This is a genomic window from Streptomyces sp. NPDC047079, from assembly GCF_040643755.1.
Classification (GTDB): domain Bacteria; phylum Actinomycetota; class Actinomycetes; order Streptomycetales; family Streptomycetaceae; genus Streptomyces.
Map to the genome: position 1 here is coordinate 117,817 of NZ_JBEYUZ010000002.1, position 15,499 is coordinate 133,315.

A 15,499-nucleotide genomic window follows, 5' to 3' on the forward strand; every position below is an offset into this window, starting at 1 on the left:
GCGGTTCAGTCCTCGTCCTTCGCAAGGGTGGCGGGTTGGTGCTCGCCGTCCTCGAAGTAGGCGTCCAGGACCTCGTCGAGCCGGGTCTCCCACTCCTTGAAGCGCGCCCTGGCCGTCGCCTCGATCTCGATCGGGTACCAGCGGCGGTCAGGCGTGTGCACGGTGACGGTGAACCGCTTGCCGAAGCGCGGGGTCTCGGTCTCGACGGCACCGACCTCGTCCCAGCGGAAATCGCACTCCTGGTCGTCCAGGCGCAGCCGTACGCCGGTGTGGTCGGCGACGATCCGCGCGCGGCGGTCGGCGGCCTCGAAGACGGGACCCCCCGGGGCCTCCCCGGCGGCGTCCTCCGTGGTGGCCTCGGCCTCGGGTTCCCCGGCGGCGGCCTTCCCGCCGCCCGGCACCGCGTCGCGCGGTTCGGCGAAGTGGCCGGGTTCCACGGCGTCCTCGGGTTTCGCGGAGGGTTCCACGGAGCCCTCGGACTCCCCGGTGTCCTCGGAGGCCACGGAATCGTTCCGTGCGGCGGATCCCCGCTCGGCGGCCTCCTTCCCCCCGGCGGAGTCCTCCTGCTCGGCGGATTCCTTCCGCCCGGCGGAGTCCTCCCGTTCGGCGGACACGACGGGTGAGGTGAGCCCGGGGATGAAGGCCGGGTCGATCCCGGCACCGTCCAGGGGCTGGCTGCTCGGACCTATGCGCTGCTCCACAGCGGGCAGTATGGTCGAAGATCCTGTGGCGGACACAGCCAGCCCCTGCATCGTTATGTGAATCTTCGCCGTCGCTATACGAAGACGCTCACCACCGCGGCCACCGCGAAACCCGCCAGCGACAGCACCGACTCCAGCACGGTCCACGTCCGCAGCGTGTCCCGTTCGCTGATCCCGAAGTACTTGGCCACCATCCAGAAGCCGCCGTCGTTGACGTGCGAGGCGAAGATGGAGCCGGCCGAGATGGCCATGATGACCAGGGCCACGAAGGCCCGGGAGTGATGACCCTCCGTCAGGAGCGGGGCCACGATGCCCGCGGTGGTGACGATCGCGACCGTCGCCGAGCCCTGGGCCACACGCAGGACGAGCGAGATCAGGTACGCCAGGACGATCACCGGCAGGCCGACGTCGTGGAAGGTGTCGGACAGGGCCTGCGCGACCCCGCTGCCCTTGAGGACCGCCCCGAAGACACCGCCCGCGCCGACGACCAGCAGGATGTTGCCGACCGGCTTGAGGGAAGCGGTGGACACCGTCTCCAGGGACTTGCGGGACCAGCCGCGGCGGATGCCGAGCAGGTAGTACGCGAGCAGCAGCGCGAACGTCAGCGCCACGAAGGGATGGCCGAAGAATTCGATCACCGATCGGCCCGTCGAGGGGTCGAAGGCGATCGACGAGAAGGTGGCCAGGAGGATGAGGACCAGCGGAGTGCCGATGATCGTGAGGACCGTGGCGAGCGGCACCGGCTTCTCCGACGGGGTCACCCCGGCCGCGCGCTGCTCCGCGGCGAGCGCCGCCTTCGCCTCCTCGGCCGCCTCGACCATGTCCTGCGGTACGGGAACGAAGATCCGCTTGCCGATCCAGGCCGACCACGCCCACGCCGCCAGCACCGCCGGGATGCCGCAGACGATGCCCATCAGGATCACCATGCCGAGATCGACCTTGAGCAGACCGGCGGCCGCCACCGGACCCGGGTGCGGAGGCAGGAACGCATGGGTCATCGACAGGCCGGCGAGCAGCGGCAGACAGTAGAGCAGGATGGACTTGCCGGTGGCGGTCCCCCCTGCCCCAGCGGGGTCGGGAGCGTGGGTGGGGCGCTTGGCGGCCGCGTACACGATCGGCGCGAGCACGAAGATGCCGACGTCGAAGAAGACCGGGATGCCGAAGATCAGACCGGTGAGGCCCATGGCGAGCGGGGCGCGCCGCTCACCGAAGACACCGAGGAGCCGGGAGGCCAGCACCTCGGCGCCGCCGCTGACTTCGAGGACCGCGCCGAGCATCGTGCCCAGTCCGATGATGATGGCGACATGGCCGAGGGTGCCGCCCATGCCGGACTCGATGAGGGAGACGGCGTCCGAGCGCTGGACCGTGCCGAAGAGTTCGGTGACCGACAGGCCCGCGCCGAGGCCGACGGCTATGGAGACCGCGAGCAGCGCCACGAAGGGCTGGAGCCGCACCTTGATGATCAGGACGAGCAGCAGCGCGATGCCGAGCGCCGCGACGGTCAGCAGACCGGCCGTGCCGTGGACGAGGGCGAGCAGGCCGCCGGTGTGGGGCGGGATCGGTGGGGTGCCGGAGGCTGCCAGTTGGGTCATGCGCATGACAGGGGGACCTCTTGCTTCTCGTAAGGCCATGGAACTTTCGGGCAGGGGTGGTCGCGGCGCGGGCCCCCGGGGGTGGGGGCGCCGCGCCGTGACGGCGTACGGAGTGCGGGAGCGGCGGTCGGTCGGCGCCGGGTCAGCCGAGCACGGCCAGCGCGTCGATCTCGATGAGCAGGCCGGCGGGGAGGCCCACGTAGACGGTGGTCCGGGCGGCCGGCGGCTGGGTGAGGCCCTGCTCGTCGAAGTAGGCGTTGTAGATCTCGTTCATCTCGCCGAAGTGGTCCACATCGGTCAGGTAGACGCGGATCATCATCACGTCGTCCCAGCCGGCCCCGCCCTCCTCCAGGATCGCCTTGACGTTGGCGAGGGTCTGAAGGGTCTGCTCGCGCAGGGTGGGGCCCGCGGGGGTGGGCGGCCTGCCCTCCTCGGCGGGCAGGAAGCCCACCTGACCGGCGACCTGCAGGATGTTGCCCTTCCTCACACCGTGGGAGAACCGGGCCGGCGGGGTCGTGTGGGTCTTCGGTGTCAGGGCGGTCTTGTCCGTCATACGGCGTCCTTTGCTGGGGTGTTGCCGGAGTACTCCCGGGTGATGGCGTCCGCGGTACGGCGCACCAGCGGGAGCAGGGTGAGGAGTTCGTCGGCGGTGACGACGACGTTGGGCGCGGAGACCGACATGGCCGCGACGACCCGTCCGTCGGCACCCCGGATGGGGGCGGCGACGCAGTTGATGGACTCCTCGTGGCCGCCGAAGTCGGTGGCCCAGCCCTGTTCGCGCACGGTCGCCAGCTCCCTGAGGTAGGCGGCGGCGTTCGGCGTGGAACGGGCCGTGTAGAGGGGGTAGTCGAGCCTTTCCACGACGGCGCGGCGCTCGGGCTCGGGCAGGTCGGCCAGGAGGAGCTTCGCGACGGCCGCGACGGTGATGGCGACCGGCTTCCCGATCCGGGAGTACATCCGCACCGGGTAGCGGCTGTCCACCTTGTCGATGTAGAGGACCTCGTTCTCCTCGTACACCGCGAGATGGACGGTGTGTCCGCACTCCTCGTTGAGGCGGCCGAGGTGGGGATGGGCGATCTCCCGGACGTCGAGGTTTTCGACGGCCTGCTGGGCGAGGGCGAAGAGGCGGGCGCCGAGACGGTAGCGCTGGTCGGACTGGCGGTAGACCAGGCCGTGCTCGTGCAGCGTGCGCAGCAGGCGCAGGGCGGTGGACTTGTGCACGCCCAGCCGGTCGGCGACCTGTCCGAGATCGGCGGGTCCCTCGGCCAGCAGCGGCAGGATGCTCAGCGCCCGGTCGACGGTCTGGCTCATGGCGTACGTACCTCCTCCTCGGCCACTGCGTCGGCTTCGGTCCAGCCGGGGCCGAGTCGCAGTGTCCCCCACGCGGTGTCGTCGAGTGCGGCCAGACGATCGGCGTGGTCGCGGGAGGGAGGGGTGGCGAGGTCGCCGGGGACGGTCAGCGCCGCGGCGGCCATCAGATGCCCGTGCCGCAACCGGTCCCGCACGGGCAGCCCGCGCAGGGTGGCCGAGAGGAACCCGGCGGCGAAGGCGTCACCGGCACCGACGGCGGCCACGACGTCGACGTTCAGGGCGGGTACGAAGGTGGCGGTGCCCGCGGCGCCCTCGCACGGGCGGTCGGGGTCCCCGCACGGGCCGTCGGAGTTCACGCCGAACGCGGTCGCCCCGGCCCTGCCTTGTTTGACCACCACGATCTCCGGCTCCGGCAGCGCCTGCCTGATGGCGCGGGCGCCGTGCAGCCCCCACAGCTGGCGGGCCTCGTCGTCCCCCACGAACACGATGTCGGCGCCGCGCGCCAGCTCTCTCAGCACCCGGGGCCCCTCGGCGTCGCGCCAGAGCCCGGGACGGTGGTTGACGTCGAAGGAGACGAGCGGACGCCCGGCCCGGGGGGCCGTCAGCTCCCGCAGCAGCTCCAGACAGTCACCCGACAACGCGGCCGTGATCCCGGACAGGTGCAGCACACGGCCGGCCCGCGCCGCGCCCAGGTCGACGTTCCCCACCGCCATCGCCGAGGCAGCCGACCCCGCCCGGTAGTACGCCACCTCGTGGGCGTCGGTCGCCCGGTCCCCCGCCGTGCGGAAGTAGATGCCGGTGGGGCGCGCCGGATCACGCGGAACGGACGCGACGTCGACGCCGTACGCCCCGATGGCCTCGACCAGGTGATCGCCGAAGCCGTCCGCCCCGACCCGGCTGACCCACCGCGCGGAATGCCCGGCGGCCGCCAGCACGCACGCTACGTTCGACTCGGCGCCCCCGATACCCCGCTCGAAGGACGGCACGTCGGCGAGCCTGCCCGGCCCGGACGGCACGAACGTGACCATGGACTCCCCGAGCGCGACGACGTCCACGGCGTCCGGGGTCTCCGGGGCGGCAGCGGCGGTGGGCAGACCGTTGACGGTCACGATGGCGGTGGCTCCTCTTCGCTTCGCGGGTGGGCGGCGGCTCCGTTGACCCCGCGTTGGCCGGGATGTTAGACAGCATCAAGCGAGATACGCAACGGCCGTTGCACACAACGCAACGACCAGCCCCAGGGAGGCCCCATGGACGCCGCCACCGCCGCAGAACGCCTCGCCGCCCTCATGGCGGAACGCGCCGACCACCGCTTCAAAGGCCTCCCGCCGGACGCCGAGGGACTCACCCTCGCCGAACTGGCGGCCTACCGCCGCAACCTGTTCACCGGTGGCTTCACCACCCCGGTCCTCGCCCTGTCCGCCGAGCGCCTCCAGCACAACCTCGCCCTGATGGAGACGTACACCGCCCGCCACCGCCTCGCGTTCGCCCCGCACGGCAAGACGTCGATGGCCCCGCAGCTCTTCCACCGCCAGATCGAGCACGGGGCGTGGGGCATCACGCTCGCACTCCCCCACCAGGTGCGCGTCGCACGGGCGTTCGGGATCCGACGAGTGTTCCTCGCCAACGAACTGGTGGACGCGGCTGCTCTACGCTGGATCGCCGCCGAGCTGGCCGCCGACCCGGACTTCCGCCTGGTCTGCTACGTCGACTCGGTGCGCGGGGTGGAGCTGATGGACGCGGCCCTGCGGGGTGCCGCCCGCCCGGTCGAGGTGGTGGTCGAGCTGGGCGCGGGCGAGGGCGCCCGCACCGGTGTGCGCACGGAGTCGGAGGCCCTGGCGGTCGCGGACGCGGTGGCGGGCACGGACACCCTGCGCCTGGTGGGCGTGGCCGGGTACGAGGCCCAGGTCCCCGAGGCCACGCCGGAGCGGGTGCGCGCCTGGCTGCACCGGCTGGTCGGGATCGCCGTGGAGTTCGACAAGGCGGGCCGGTTCACGGGGGCCGACGAGATCGTGGTGAGCGCCGGCGGGAGCGAGTGGTTCGACGCGGTCGCCGACGTCTTCGCCGCGATCCCCGAACTCTCGATGCCCGTGCTGAAGCTGCTGCGTTCCGGCGCGTACGTCTCACACGACGACATTCACTACCGCAGGCTGACCCCCTTCAACCGGGTGCCCGAGGAAGGCGCCCTGGAGCCCGCGTTCCGGCTGTGGACCCAGGTGGTGTCCCGCCCGTCGGCGGACCAGGCGTTCGCCAACGCGGGCAAACGGGACGCCGCCTACGACCTCGACCTGCCCGTGGCCCAGGTGGTGCGCCGGGACGGCACCGAGCGCCCGGCGGCCGGGATAGAGGTGACGGCCCTGTCCGACCAGCACCTGTGGCTGCGTACCGCCCCCGAGGCGGACGTCGAGGTCGGCGACTGGGTGGGCCTCGGCCTGTCCCACCCGTGCACGTCCTTCGACAAATGGCAGGTGATCCCGGTCGCGGAGGCGGACGGCACGGTCGTCGACTACATCCGTACGTTCTTCTAGGAGGTCCGGTCGTGGAGCAGCTCGTCATCCGGGACGCGGAGGTCGTGGACGGCAGCGGGGCACCCTCCTACCGCGCCGACGTCGTGATCGACGGCGGCAGGATCGTCGCGATCGTCAAGGAGGCCGCGGCGGCGGGCTGCCAGCGCCCGAGCGCCGTACGGGAACTGGACGCCGAGGGTCTGGTGCTCGCCCCCGGCTTCATCGACATGCACGCCCACAGCGATCTCGCCCTGCTGCGCGACCCCGACCACAGCGCCAAGGCGGCGCAGGGCGTGACACTCGAGGTCGTCGGGCAGGACGGACTGTCGTACGCGCCGGTCGACGACCGGACGCTCGCCGAGGTGCGCCGCGCGATCACCGGCTGGAACGGGTACGGCGAGGACATCGACTTCAGCTGGCGGTCGGTGGGCGGGTACCTGGACCGCCTGGACCGGGGCATCGCGGTCAACGCCGCCTATCTGATCCCGCAGGGCACGGTGCGGATGCTGGCCGTCGGCTGGGAGGACCGGGAGGCGACACCCGCGGAGCTCGACCGGATGCGGCAGCTGGTCGCGGAGGGCATGGAGCAGGGCGCCGTCGGCATGTCGTCCGGGCTCACCTACACCCCGGGCATGTACGCCAAGGACGCCGAACTCACCGAGCTGTGCCGGGTGGTGGCCGGATACGGTGGCTACTACTGCCCCCACCACCGCAGTTACGGGGCGGGCGCACTGGACGCGTACGCGGAGATGGTGGCCCTGGCGCGTGAGGCCGGCTGCCCGCTGCACCTCGCGCACGCCACCATGAACTTCGGCGTGAACGAGGGGCGCGCCCCCGAGCTGCTGTCCCTGCTCGACGAGGCGCTGGCGGCGGGCGCGGACATCACGCTGGACACCTACCCCTACACACCGGGCTCCACGACCCTGGCGGCTCTGCTGCCGAGCTGGGCGGGCGAGGGCGGCCCCGAGGAGGTCCTCCGGCGGCTCACCGACCCGGTGACGGCCGAGCGGATCCGGCACGATCTGGAGGTCGTCGGCGCCGACGGCTGCCATGGCGTGCCCGTGGACTGGGACACCATCGAGATCTCCGGGGTGAGCGATCCGGGACTCGCCGAGTACGTCGGAAGGACGGTCCGGGAGTCGGCGGACCTGCGCGGCGAGGAGCCGTGGGTGACGGCGCGGCGGCTGCTGGTCGAGGACCGGCTGGGGCCGTCGATCCTTCAGCACGTGGGCCACGAGGAGAACGTGCGGGCGATCATGCGGCACCGCGTCCACACCGGCGGTTCCGACGGCATCCTGCACGGCGCGAAACCGCATCCGCGCGCGTACGGCACTTTTCCGCACTACCTGGGCCGGTACGTGCGCGAGCTGGGGGTGCTGTCCCTGGAGGAGTGCGTCGCCCGGCTCACCTCGCGCCCGGCGGCCCGGCTGCGGCTGCCGGACCGCGGTCTGGTCCGTGAGGGGTACCGAGCCGACCTGGTGCTCTTCGACCCGGCCACGGTCGCGGCGGGCGCCACCTTCGAACGGCCGCGCACGCTCCCGACGGGCATCCCGTATGTGCTGGTGGACGGGCGCTTCGTGATCGACGACGGCCGCCGCACGGACGTCCTGGCGGGGCGGGCGGTCCGCAGGACTCCGGCGTGACCGCCCGCCGTCGAGCCGCCGGGAGGACGGTTACGGTTTGGGCAGGACGCAGCCGCTCGCGGTGAGGTTCAGCTTGTTGCCCGCGCCGAAGCAGGCGGGGATCTGGTAGGTCTCCTCGGCGTAGTTGATGCCCTTGCGCACGGTCACGTTGCCGCTCGCGTCGACCTCGCAGGGGTTGTTCACGGTGCAGGTCTCGCCGTCCTCGTTGCCGGTGTTGTTGACGGCGACGACCTTGCCGGTGGTGGTGTCGATGACGGGCGACCCCGAGGTACCGCCGATGGTGTTACAGGCGGAGGTGTAGCGGACCGAGTCCTTCCAGGTCCAGTCGCCTTCCTTCAGGCGGTACACGAAGGCGTCGATGTCGCAGCTGTAGATCCGCTTCCAGTAGCCGGAGACCACCTTGATGGCAGTGCCCGAGGCCGGGTGCGTGTCGGCGAGGGTGAGCGCGTTGATGCCGTACGAGCTCCTGATCTGCGCGTAGGTGCGGGTGAGCTGGTAGATCGTGATGTCCGTGTCGGTCATCGTGGAGTAGGCGACCTTGCCGGCGCGCAGCGTCGCGACCCGGGTGCCCGAGGAGTTGAGCAGTCCGAAGGAGCGGCTGGAGGCCTGGTCGACGATGACCTCACCGGGCGACGGGAAGCCGGTCTCCAGGCAGTGGCCGTTGGTGAGCACGAGCGCCGGGTCGGTGTCCGCGGACTTCGGGAAGCGGATGACGGAGCCGGAGCAGTTGCTGAGCGAGACCGTGCCGGCGAAGTCGACGGCCTGGATGGTGGCCGTTCGGGCAGCCGCCGTGGTGGTGGAAGCCGTGTCCGCGGTCCGGGCGGCCTGGGGAGCCGCGACCGCCGGTGCCGCGCCGGCTCCGGCGATCACCAGAGCGAACAGGGCGGCGACGAAGGGCTTTCTCATGTGGGGGGTCCCCTCTTGATGAGGCTGCGATGACGTGACGGGCTCGAGGTCGTCAGGCCCGCCTCGTTTGTCATGCGCATTTTCAGTGCAGGGGTGTGCGGGGGCAAGGAGCGGTTTTCGGCCGTATCGCCGAAACGTCCGCGCCTGCCTCCGTGCCCGCGCCGGACGTACCGGTCGTACTCGGGGCCGCCTCGGCGTACGGGTGATACACGTTCGGGGGACTTCGGGGTTCGCCGCCCGCCGGGTGTGTTCCCCGGTGGTGTGGGCGCCTGTCGCGCCGCTGACGGTGCGCGCGCCGGCCCTACCGCCGCCGGGCCGATGCCCCACGACACGGGCGTGCCTGCCAGGGCCCGGAGTAGGGACGCGGTGCGGGCGACGGGTGACGGCCGGCCGAACCGGCACCGTCCACGTGGTGGAAAACACGCGGCGCGACCCGTTATGCGGCCGTAAGCTCACGGACATGCAGGTGATCCAGTCCACGAAGCTCGCCAATGTCTGCTACGAGATCCGGGGCCCGGTTCTCGAGGAGGCGATGCGGCTGGAGGCGGCGGGTCACCGCATCCTCAAGCTGAACACCGGCAACCCGGCCGCCTTCGGCTTCGAGTGCCCGCCCGAGATCCTCGAGGACATCCTCCGCAATGTCTCGACGGCCCACGGCTACGGCGACGCCAAGGGCCTGCTCGCCGCCCGCCGGGCGGTCGTGATGCACAACCAGACCCTCGGCATCGAGACGGACGTCGAGCACGTCTTCATCGGCAACGGTGTCTCCGAGCTGATCGTGATGGCGATGCAGGGCCTGCTGGACGACGGTGACGAGGTACTCGTACCGGCGCCGGACTACCCCCTGTGGACGGCGGCGGTGTCCCTGTCCGGCGGCACGGCCGTGCACTACCGGTGCGACGAGCAGTCCGACTGGATGCCGGACCTCGCGGACGTCGAGCGCAAGATCACCGACCGCACCAAGGCCCTCGTCATCATCAACCCGAACAACCCGACGGGCGCGGTGTACGACGAGGCGATGCTCCGCGGCCTGACGGACATCGCGCGCCGGCACAACCTCCTCGTCTGCTCGGACGAGATCTACGACAAGATCCTCTACGACGGCGCCACGCACACGCCGACGGCGGCGGTGGCGCCGGACCTGCTGACCCTCACGTTCAACGGCATGTCGAAGGCGTACCGGGTGGCGGGATACCGGGTGGGCTGGTTGTCGATCTCCGGGCCCCGGGCGCACGCGCAGTCCTACATCGAGGGCCTGACGATCCTCGCGAACATGCGGCTGTGCGCGAACATGCCGGGTCAGCACGGTGTGGTGGCGGCACTCAGCGGCCGCCAGACGATCAACGACCTGGTGCTGCCGGGCGGTCGGCTGAAGGAGCAGCGGGACGCGGCGTACGAGCTGCTGACCCGGATCCCGGGCGTGACGTGCGTGAAGCCGAAGGGCGCGCTGTACCTCTTCCCCCGCCTCGACCCCAAGGTCTTCAAGATCAAGGACGACCGGCAGATGGTCCTCGACCTGCTGCGCAGCGAGAAGATCATGGTGGTGCAAGGAACGGGCTTCAACTGGCCGGAGCCCGACCACTTCCGGGTGGTGACCCTGCCGAACGTGGCCGATCTGACGGCGGCGATCACGCGGATAGGGAACTTCCTGGACGGCTACGGCCAGCCGTAAGCCCCGGCTCCCCGATCCGACTCAACTTTAGACGAAATCCAAGCTAGGATGGTTTCCTGTCAGAGCACAGGAGGCCGTCCCATGTACGAACCGATCCGCACCAAGTCGGTCCACACGACGGCCGGCCCCACCCCCGACTTCCCGCACCGCTCCCGCGAGGAGGAGCTGGACATCCAGCTCGCTGCTCATCTGGCCGCCCTGCTCACGGTCACGGACGAGCTGCGGACCCTGGCACCCTCCGAGGAGCTGGACACCGCGGCCGAGCGACTCGCCGAGCAGGTGACGCGGCTGCGCGGGGGTGTGCGGCCGGTCCGTGCCACGGCCACCACGCACGGCGGCGCCCCCCAGATCGGGGCCCTCCACCGGCGCGCCCACGCGCTGGCGGGCCGGGCGCTGGTGGTGGCGGCGTCCCGCGCGGACACGGCGGTGGCGATCCTGTCGGCGGAGCGCATCGACGCGCATGCCGCCGCGTCGCCGGAGCCGCGCGAACCCATCGCCGCCGGCTGACCCTCCCGAGCCGCCCCGACCGGCGGCTCCCCCTACGGCCCCGGTCCGCGTGCACCCGCAGCGACGCGCGGACCGGGCGCCACACCTCACCACCGCCGCCTGCCGACCGGGACTCCCGCGAACTCGCCCCCGCCCCAAGGGCCTTCGGCTCCCCCGACGCGGTGGCTGCCCCATCCACGGACGAATTACCGTACAGTCCGCCCAATTAACCGATGACAGCACGAGATTGGGCATCGGTTCCTTCGAAATGCACCCCTGAATGCATGCATTCGGGTGGTACGTGACCGCAACCGCCTGCCGCACGGCGGTGTCGCGGACCACGCCTCGTAACGTCGGCGGAAATAAGGGGGGTTCCCTCACTATTCCGCGAGATGTGACAAAGTGAAACGTAGGAAATTGTGGGCAGGAATCGCCGGAACGGCGGCGGTTGCCGCCGGGGTGACCGTCTGGGCGGTGCAGTCCCACTCGGCCCCGTCCGCGGACTCCAAGGCCGCGTCGGCGGCCCGGAAGCCCCGGGATGCGAATGCGCTGCTTCAGGCCGCCCTGCTCCAGGAGCAGTACCACGACACCGCCGGGGCGGCCCGCACCTACCGGCGGGTGCTGGAGCTGGACCCCCGCAACAAGGTCGCCTGGTACAACCTCGGGGTCCTCGCGCAGCGGGCGGGCAGAACCGCTGACGCCCGTGCGGCCTACGACAAGGCGCTGAAACTCGATCCGAAGTACGCGTCGGCTCTCTTCAACGAGGCGGTGCTGCTGAAGTCGAGCGACACCGACCGGGCCATCACGCTCCTGAGGCGCGCCATCGCCGCCGCTCCCGGAGCCTCCACGGCCCATCTCCAACTCGGCCAGATCCTGGCCAAGAAGGATCGTGACCACGAGGCGACGGCCGAGTTCCGTCGCGCCGTGGCCGGCGACCCCTCACTGTACTCCGCGGTGCCCGAACCGTTCCGGGACGACGTGAGCCCCTCACCGACATCGAGCCAAGCAGGTGCCTCCAGATGACGTCGACAGCAACACCCAGGTTCTCCGTCTTCACCCCCAGCCACCGGCCCCGTTTCCTCGATGAGTGCCTGGCCACCCTCCAGGCGCAGACCTGCCCGGACTGGGAGTGGATCGTCCTGCTCAACAACGGCGCCCGGTGGCGGCCGGAGCGGCCCGACGAGCGGGTGCGCCTGGAGGTCGCCGACGACGTCCGCGGTGTCGGAGCGGCCAAGCGCAGAGCCTGCGAGCTGGCACGCGGCGAGATCCTCGTGGAGCTCGACCACGACGACCTCCTGGCGACGGGATGCCTCGCGGAACTCGGCAAGGCCTTCGACGAGCACCCCGAGGCCGTGTTGGTCTACAGCAACACCGCGCAGATCACCGAGGACGGGAAGCGGGACGACACCCGCTTCAACGAGGCGCACGGCTGGCACTACGAGGAAGTGCGCGTCGACGGCCGCACGCTGCTCCAGGCCAAGTCCATGGCCCCGACGCCGCACAACGTCTCCTACATCTGGTACGCCCCCAACCATGTGCGGGCGTTCCGCAGGGACAGCTACGAGAAGGCCGGCGGCTACGACGCCACGCGTACGGTGCTCGACGACCAGGACCTGATGTGCCGGCTGTTCCACGTCGGCGACTTCCACCACATCCCCCGCTGTCTGTACCTCCAGCGGATGCACCCGTCGAACACCCAGCGCGACCCGGAGATCAACGCCCACATCCAGCGCGAGACGGTGGCCCTGTACGACAAGTACATCGAGGCCAACGCCCTCGCCTGGACCGAGCGGCGCGGGCTCCTCGCCCTGGACCTCGGTGCGGCCCACCGCAAGCCGCCGGGGTATCTGGGCGTGGACCAGTACCCGGGAGAGGGCGTCGACATCGTCGCGACCCTGCCCGGCAAGCTGGACCTGCCCGACAACTCCGTCGGCCTGATGCGGGCGGTGGACTTCCTGGAGCACGTCCCCGCGAAGGTGCCGCTGATCAACGAGCTGTACCGGCTGCTGGCCCCCGGCGGCATGCTGCTCACCATGACGCCCAGTTCCGACGGGCGCGGCGCCTACCAGGACCCGACCCACGTCGCCTTCTACAACGAGAACTCGTTCTGGTATTACACGGACAACCAGTACCGCACGTTCGTGCCCGAGATCGAGGCCAAGTTCCAGTCGTCACGGCTGGTCACCTACTTCCCGACCGAGTGGCACTCCCGGAACGACATCTCCTACGTGGTCGCCAATCTGATCGCGATGAAGGAGGGCGCCGAGCGGTGCGGCGGACCGCTGCTGGTCTAGCCCCCGTGTGCGCCGAGGTGCCCCGCGGACCGTCAGGTACCGCGGGGCACCTCGGCGTTCAGGGCCGTGCGGCGGCGGCCAGGGCGGCGAAACGGGGCGTGGCGAGGGCCGCGGTCAGCTGGTCGTCCCACCGCGGCAGGGGCGCGAGGCCCGCTCGGGCCCAGTTGTCGTGACCGAGCACTCCGAACGCCGGACGGGCGGCCGGACGCGGGAACTTTTGCGAACCCACCGGGCGGATCCGCTCCGGATCGAGGCCGCTGAGCCGGAAGGTCTCCCGCGCCAGGCCGTACCACGTGGTCCGGCCCGCCGCCGTGCCGTGGTAGATGCCCGCCGGTGCCCGTCCGGCCAGGGCGGCACGGCCGAGAGCGGCCAGTTGCCGGGCGAGCGCCCGGGCCCAGGTCGGCTGGCCGTGCTGGTCGGCCACCACGTCCAGGGTGGCCCGCCGGGTGGCGAGTTCGAGCATGGTGGCCACGAAGTTGCGGCCGTGCGTGCCGTAGAGCCAGGCGGTACGCACGATGTAGCCGGTCTCCGGCAGCAGTTCGGCGACCGCCTGCTCCCCCGCCCGTTTGCTGCGCCCGTACGCGTTGACCGGGCCCGTCGGGGCGTCCTCGGGGTACGGCCGGCGGGCGTCGCCCGGGAAGACGTAGTCGGTGGAGAGGTGCAGCAGCAGCGCCCCGCTGTCCGCGCAGGCGCGCGCGAGATGGCGGACGCCCGTGCCGTTCACGGCGATGGCCTGCGCCTCGGACCGCTCGGCACCGTCGACGTCCGTCCACGCCGCGCAGTTGACGACCACCCGGTGGCCGGTGACGGCCGCGCGCACGGCGGCCGGGTCGGTGATGTCGAGCCGGTCGCGGCCCGGTGCCGTCACCACGGCGTCGGGATCGGCGGCGAGTTCGGCCACGACGTCCCGCCCGAGCAGCCCCGCCGCACCGGTCACCAGCCAGCTGGTGCTCATCGGAGCTTGGCCCTCTCCTTCAGCGGCTCCCACCAGGAGCGGTGGGTCCGGTACCAGGCGACCGTGGCGGCCAGCCCTTCCGCGAAGTCGGTCTGCGGTGCGTAGCCGAGCTGTTCCCGGATCTTGCCGTCGTCCAGCGAGTAGCGCAGGTCGTGGCCCTTTCGGTCGGCCACGTACTCCACCCGGTCCCAGCCCGCGCCGACCGCGTCCAGCAGCAGACCGGTCAGCTTGTGGTTGCTCAGCTCGGTCCCGCCGCCGATGTGATAGACCTCGCCCGCCCTGCCGCCGTGCAGGACCAGGTCGATGCCCCGGCAGTGGTCCGACACGTGCAGCCAGTCGCGCACGTTGCGCCCGTCCCCGTACAGGGGGACGGTCCTGCCGTCGAGCAGGTGGGTGATGAAGAGCGGGATGACCTTCTCGGGGAACTGGTGCGGCCCGTAGTTGTTGGTGCACCGGGTGACCACGACGTCCAGGCCGTGGGTGCGGTGGTAGGCGAGCGCCAGCAGATCGGCGCCGGCCTTCGAGGCGGCGTACGGGGAGTTGGGCGCCAGCGGGCACTCCTCGGTCCACGACCCTTCGCCGATCGAGCCGTACACCTCGTCGGTGGAGACATGCACGAACCGGCCGACGCGGTGCCGGTGGGCCGCGTCCAGGAGTACCTGCGTCCCCAGCACATTGGTGCGGGCGAACGGACCGGCGCCGTCGATCGACCGGTCCACATGCGACTCCGCGGCGAAGTGGACCACAGCGTCATGGCCCGCCATCACCTGGCCGACCAGATCCGGATCGCAGATGTCGCCCCGGACGAAACGGTAGCCGCGGTGTTCCGCCACCGTCGCCAGATTCGCCTCGACCCCGGAATACGTGAGGTTGTCGAGCACGGTGATCCGCGCTGCCGGGTCCGATCGGAACCGCCGTCGGACGTATTCCGAACCGATGAATCCGGCGCCGCCGGTCACGAGGATACGCATGGTTCTCCGAGTTTATCGATCGAGTTCGTCGGTCGAATTCGATGAGGCATTGCGGCCCCGGGCCGGGGCCTTGGGTGGAACGCGGACGGTGCCCCGAGGCCAGGCCTCGGGGCACCGTCGCGCAACTTCGGGTCGGGCGACCGCACCTACGGTCAGGTGACCGGGGCGCAGATCGCGAAGGCCGTGGCCGGTCCTCCGGAGACGACCTGCCACCCGGTGGCGGGGCCGGTCCCGGTGAACACCGGACTGGAGACATCGATGTTCTGGCCGGGCGCGGTGTTCTGGAACCCGCCTCCGAGGGCCACGTCACCGGCGTTGCAGCTGGCGATCGACGTGGTGCCCTGGGGGCCGGTCACCACGTAGGTGGCGCCGACTCCGGCGCCCTGAGCACCCTGCGCGCCCTGCGCGCCCTGCGGACCGATGGGACCCGTCGGGCCGGTCGCACCCGTCGGACCCTGGACACC

Annotated in this window: 14 protein-coding genes and 1 pseudogene; 6 read left to right on the forward strand and 9 right to left on the reverse strand. The window is 71.3% G+C overall.

What is annotated here, in order from left to right:
• Positions 1 to 5 precede the first annotated feature (5 nt).
• The 5 genes from ABZ823_RS03050 to ABZ823_RS03070 all read right to left on the reverse strand — a co-directional run bounded on the left by ABZ823_RS03050 (position 6) and on the right by ABZ823_RS03070 (position 4,713).
• Positions 6 to 701, reverse strand: coding sequence for a hypothetical protein (locus ABZ823_RS03050; RefSeq protein ID WP_361653051.1), 696 nt, complete (start codon positions 699 to 701; stop codon positions 6 to 8).
• Between the two features lie 74 nt (positions 702 to 775).
• The gene (locus tag ABZ823_RS03055) at positions 776 to 2,293 is read right to left on the reverse strand and encodes a gluconate:H+ symporter (protein WP_361653053.1); all 1,518 of its coding nucleotides are present in this window, start codon (positions 2,291 to 2,293) and stop codon (positions 776 to 778) included.
• A gap of 142 nt (positions 2,294 to 2,435) precedes the next feature.
• Complete coding sequence (locus ABZ823_RS03060) at positions 2,436 to 2,846, reverse strand: RidA family protein (protein ID WP_361653055.1); 411 nt, start codon at positions 2,844 to 2,846, stop codon at positions 2,436 to 2,438.
• Positions 2,843 to 3,604 (reverse strand): IclR family transcriptional regulator, encoded by a 762-nt coding sequence (locus ABZ823_RS03065; RefSeq protein WP_361653057.1) that lies wholly within the window; start codon positions 3,602 to 3,604, stop codon positions 2,843 to 2,845. Before ABZ823_RS03065 ends, ABZ823_RS03060 begins: the two co-directional genes overlap by 4 nt.
• Complete coding sequence (locus tag ABZ823_RS03070) at positions 3,601 to 4,713, reverse strand: sugar kinase (RefSeq protein ID WP_361653059.1); 1,113 nt, start codon at positions 4,711 to 4,713, stop codon at positions 3,601 to 3,603. Before ABZ823_RS03070 ends, ABZ823_RS03065 begins: the two co-directional genes overlap by 4 nt.
• Positions 4,714 to 4,851: 138 nt before the next feature.
• Here ABZ823_RS03070 and ABZ823_RS03075 point away from each other — a divergent pair, with 138 nt between their 5' ends.
• On the forward strand, positions 4,852 to 6,129 hold the full coding sequence (locus ABZ823_RS03075; RefSeq protein ID WP_361653061.1) for an amino acid deaminase: 1,278 nt from the start codon (positions 4,852 to 4,854) through the stop codon (positions 6,127 to 6,129).
• 11 nt (positions 6,130 to 6,140) lie between these two features.
• Entirely contained in the window at positions 6,141 to 7,751 is a 1,611-nt protein-coding gene (locus ABZ823_RS03080; protein WP_361653063.1) for a D-aminoacylase, read from the forward strand.
• A gap of 30 nt (positions 7,752 to 7,781) precedes the next feature.
• On the opposite strand, the gene ABZ823_RS03085 is transcribed toward ABZ823_RS03080, so the two are convergent.
• Positions 7,782 to 8,657 carry a serine protease gene (locus ABZ823_RS03085; RefSeq protein WP_361653065.1) on the reverse strand — a complete coding sequence of 292 codons (876 nt, stop codon included), beginning with the start codon at positions 8,655 to 8,657 and terminating at the stop codon, positions 7,782 to 7,784.
• 460 nt (positions 8,658 to 9,117) lie between these two features.
• On the opposite strand from ABZ823_RS03085, the gene ABZ823_RS03090 reads away from it, so the two are divergent.
• The 4 genes from ABZ823_RS03090 (at position 9,118) to ABZ823_RS03105 (ending at position 13,109) form a co-directional block, all read left to right on the forward strand.
• The gene (locus ABZ823_RS03090) at positions 9,118 to 10,329 is read left to right on the forward strand and encodes a pyridoxal phosphate-dependent aminotransferase (RefSeq protein ID WP_361653067.1); all 1,212 of its coding nucleotides are present in this window, start codon (positions 9,118 to 9,120) and stop codon (positions 10,327 to 10,329) included.
• Positions 10,330 to 10,410: 81 nt separating this feature from the next.
• On the forward strand, positions 10,411 to 10,836 hold the full coding sequence (locus ABZ823_RS03095; RefSeq protein ID WP_361653069.1) for a hypothetical protein: 426 nt from the start codon (positions 10,411 to 10,413) through the stop codon (positions 10,834 to 10,836).
• 453 nt (positions 10,837 to 11,289) lie between these two features.
• A complete protein-coding gene (locus tag ABZ823_RS03100) occupies positions 11,290 to 11,838 on the forward strand; it encodes a tetratricopeptide repeat protein (RefSeq protein ID WP_361653071.1) in 549 nt (182 codons plus the stop codon).
• Entirely contained in the window at positions 11,835 to 13,109 is a 1,275-nt protein-coding gene (locus ABZ823_RS03105) for a glycosyltransferase (protein WP_361653073.1), read from the forward strand. The genes ABZ823_RS03100 and ABZ823_RS03105 overlap by 4 nt, the downstream gene beginning before the upstream one ends.
• A 58-nt stretch (positions 13,110 to 13,167) precedes the next feature.
• Here ABZ823_RS03105 and rfbD read toward each other — a convergent pair whose 3' ends face one another.
• The 3 genes and pseudogenes from rfbD to ABZ823_RS03120 all read right to left on the reverse strand — a co-directional run.
• Positions 13,168 to 14,064: a dTDP-4-dehydrorhamnose reductase gene (gene rfbD / locus ABZ823_RS03110; protein WP_361653075.1), complete on the reverse strand. Its 897-nt coding sequence runs from the start codon at positions 14,062 to 14,064 to the stop codon at positions 13,168 to 13,170.
• The gene (gene rfbB, locus ABZ823_RS03115) at positions 14,061 to 15,035 is read right to left on the reverse strand and encodes a dTDP-glucose 4,6-dehydratase (RefSeq protein WP_361653077.1); all 975 of its coding nucleotides are present in this window, start codon (positions 15,033 to 15,035) and stop codon (positions 14,061 to 14,063) included. Before rfbB ends, rfbD begins: the two co-directional genes overlap by 4 nt.
• Positions 15,036 to 15,187: 152 nt before the next feature.
• Positions 15,188 to 15,499: pseudogene (locus ABZ823_RS03120) on the reverse strand (collagen-like protein); the annotation flags it as partial.

Excerpts from the sequence above, each read along its gene's own strand:
- ABZ823_RS03055 (WP_361653053.1), bottom strand. The coding sequence starts at position 2,293 with ATGACCCAACTGGCAGCCTCCGGCACCCCACCGATCCCGCCCCACACC.
- ABZ823_RS03060 (WP_361653055.1), bottom strand. The coding sequence starts at position 2,846 with ATGACGGACAAGACCGCCCTGACACCGAAGACCCACACGACCCCGCCG.
- ABZ823_RS03065 (WP_361653057.1), bottom strand. The coding sequence starts at position 3,604 with ATGAGCCAGACCGTCGACCGGGCGCTGAGCATCCTGCCGCTGCTGGCC.
- ABZ823_RS03075 (WP_361653061.1), top strand. The coding sequence starts at position 4,852 with ATGGACGCCGCCACCGCCGCAGAACGCCTCGCCGCCCTCATGGCGGAA.
- ABZ823_RS03085 (WP_361653065.1), bottom strand. The coding sequence starts at position 8,657 with ATGAGAAAGCCCTTCGTCGCCGCCCTGTTCGCTCTGGTGATCGCCGGA.
- ABZ823_RS03090 (WP_361653067.1), top strand. The coding sequence starts at position 9,118 with ATGCAGGTGATCCAGTCCACGAAGCTCGCCAATGTCTGCTACGAGATC.
- ABZ823_RS03095 (WP_361653069.1), top strand. The coding sequence starts at position 10,411 with ATGTACGAACCGATCCGCACCAAGTCGGTCCACACGACGGCCGGCCCC.
- ABZ823_RS03105 (WP_361653073.1), top strand. The coding sequence starts at position 11,835 with ATGACGTCGACAGCAACACCCAGGTTCTCCGTCTTCACCCCCAGCCAC.
- rfbD (WP_361653075.1), bottom strand. The coding sequence starts at position 14,064 with ATGAGCACCAGCTGGCTGGTGACCGGTGCGGCGGGGCTGCTCGGGCGG.
- rfbB (WP_361653077.1), bottom strand. The coding sequence starts at position 15,035 with ATGCGTATCCTCGTGACCGGCGGCGCCGGATTCATCGGTTCGGAATAC.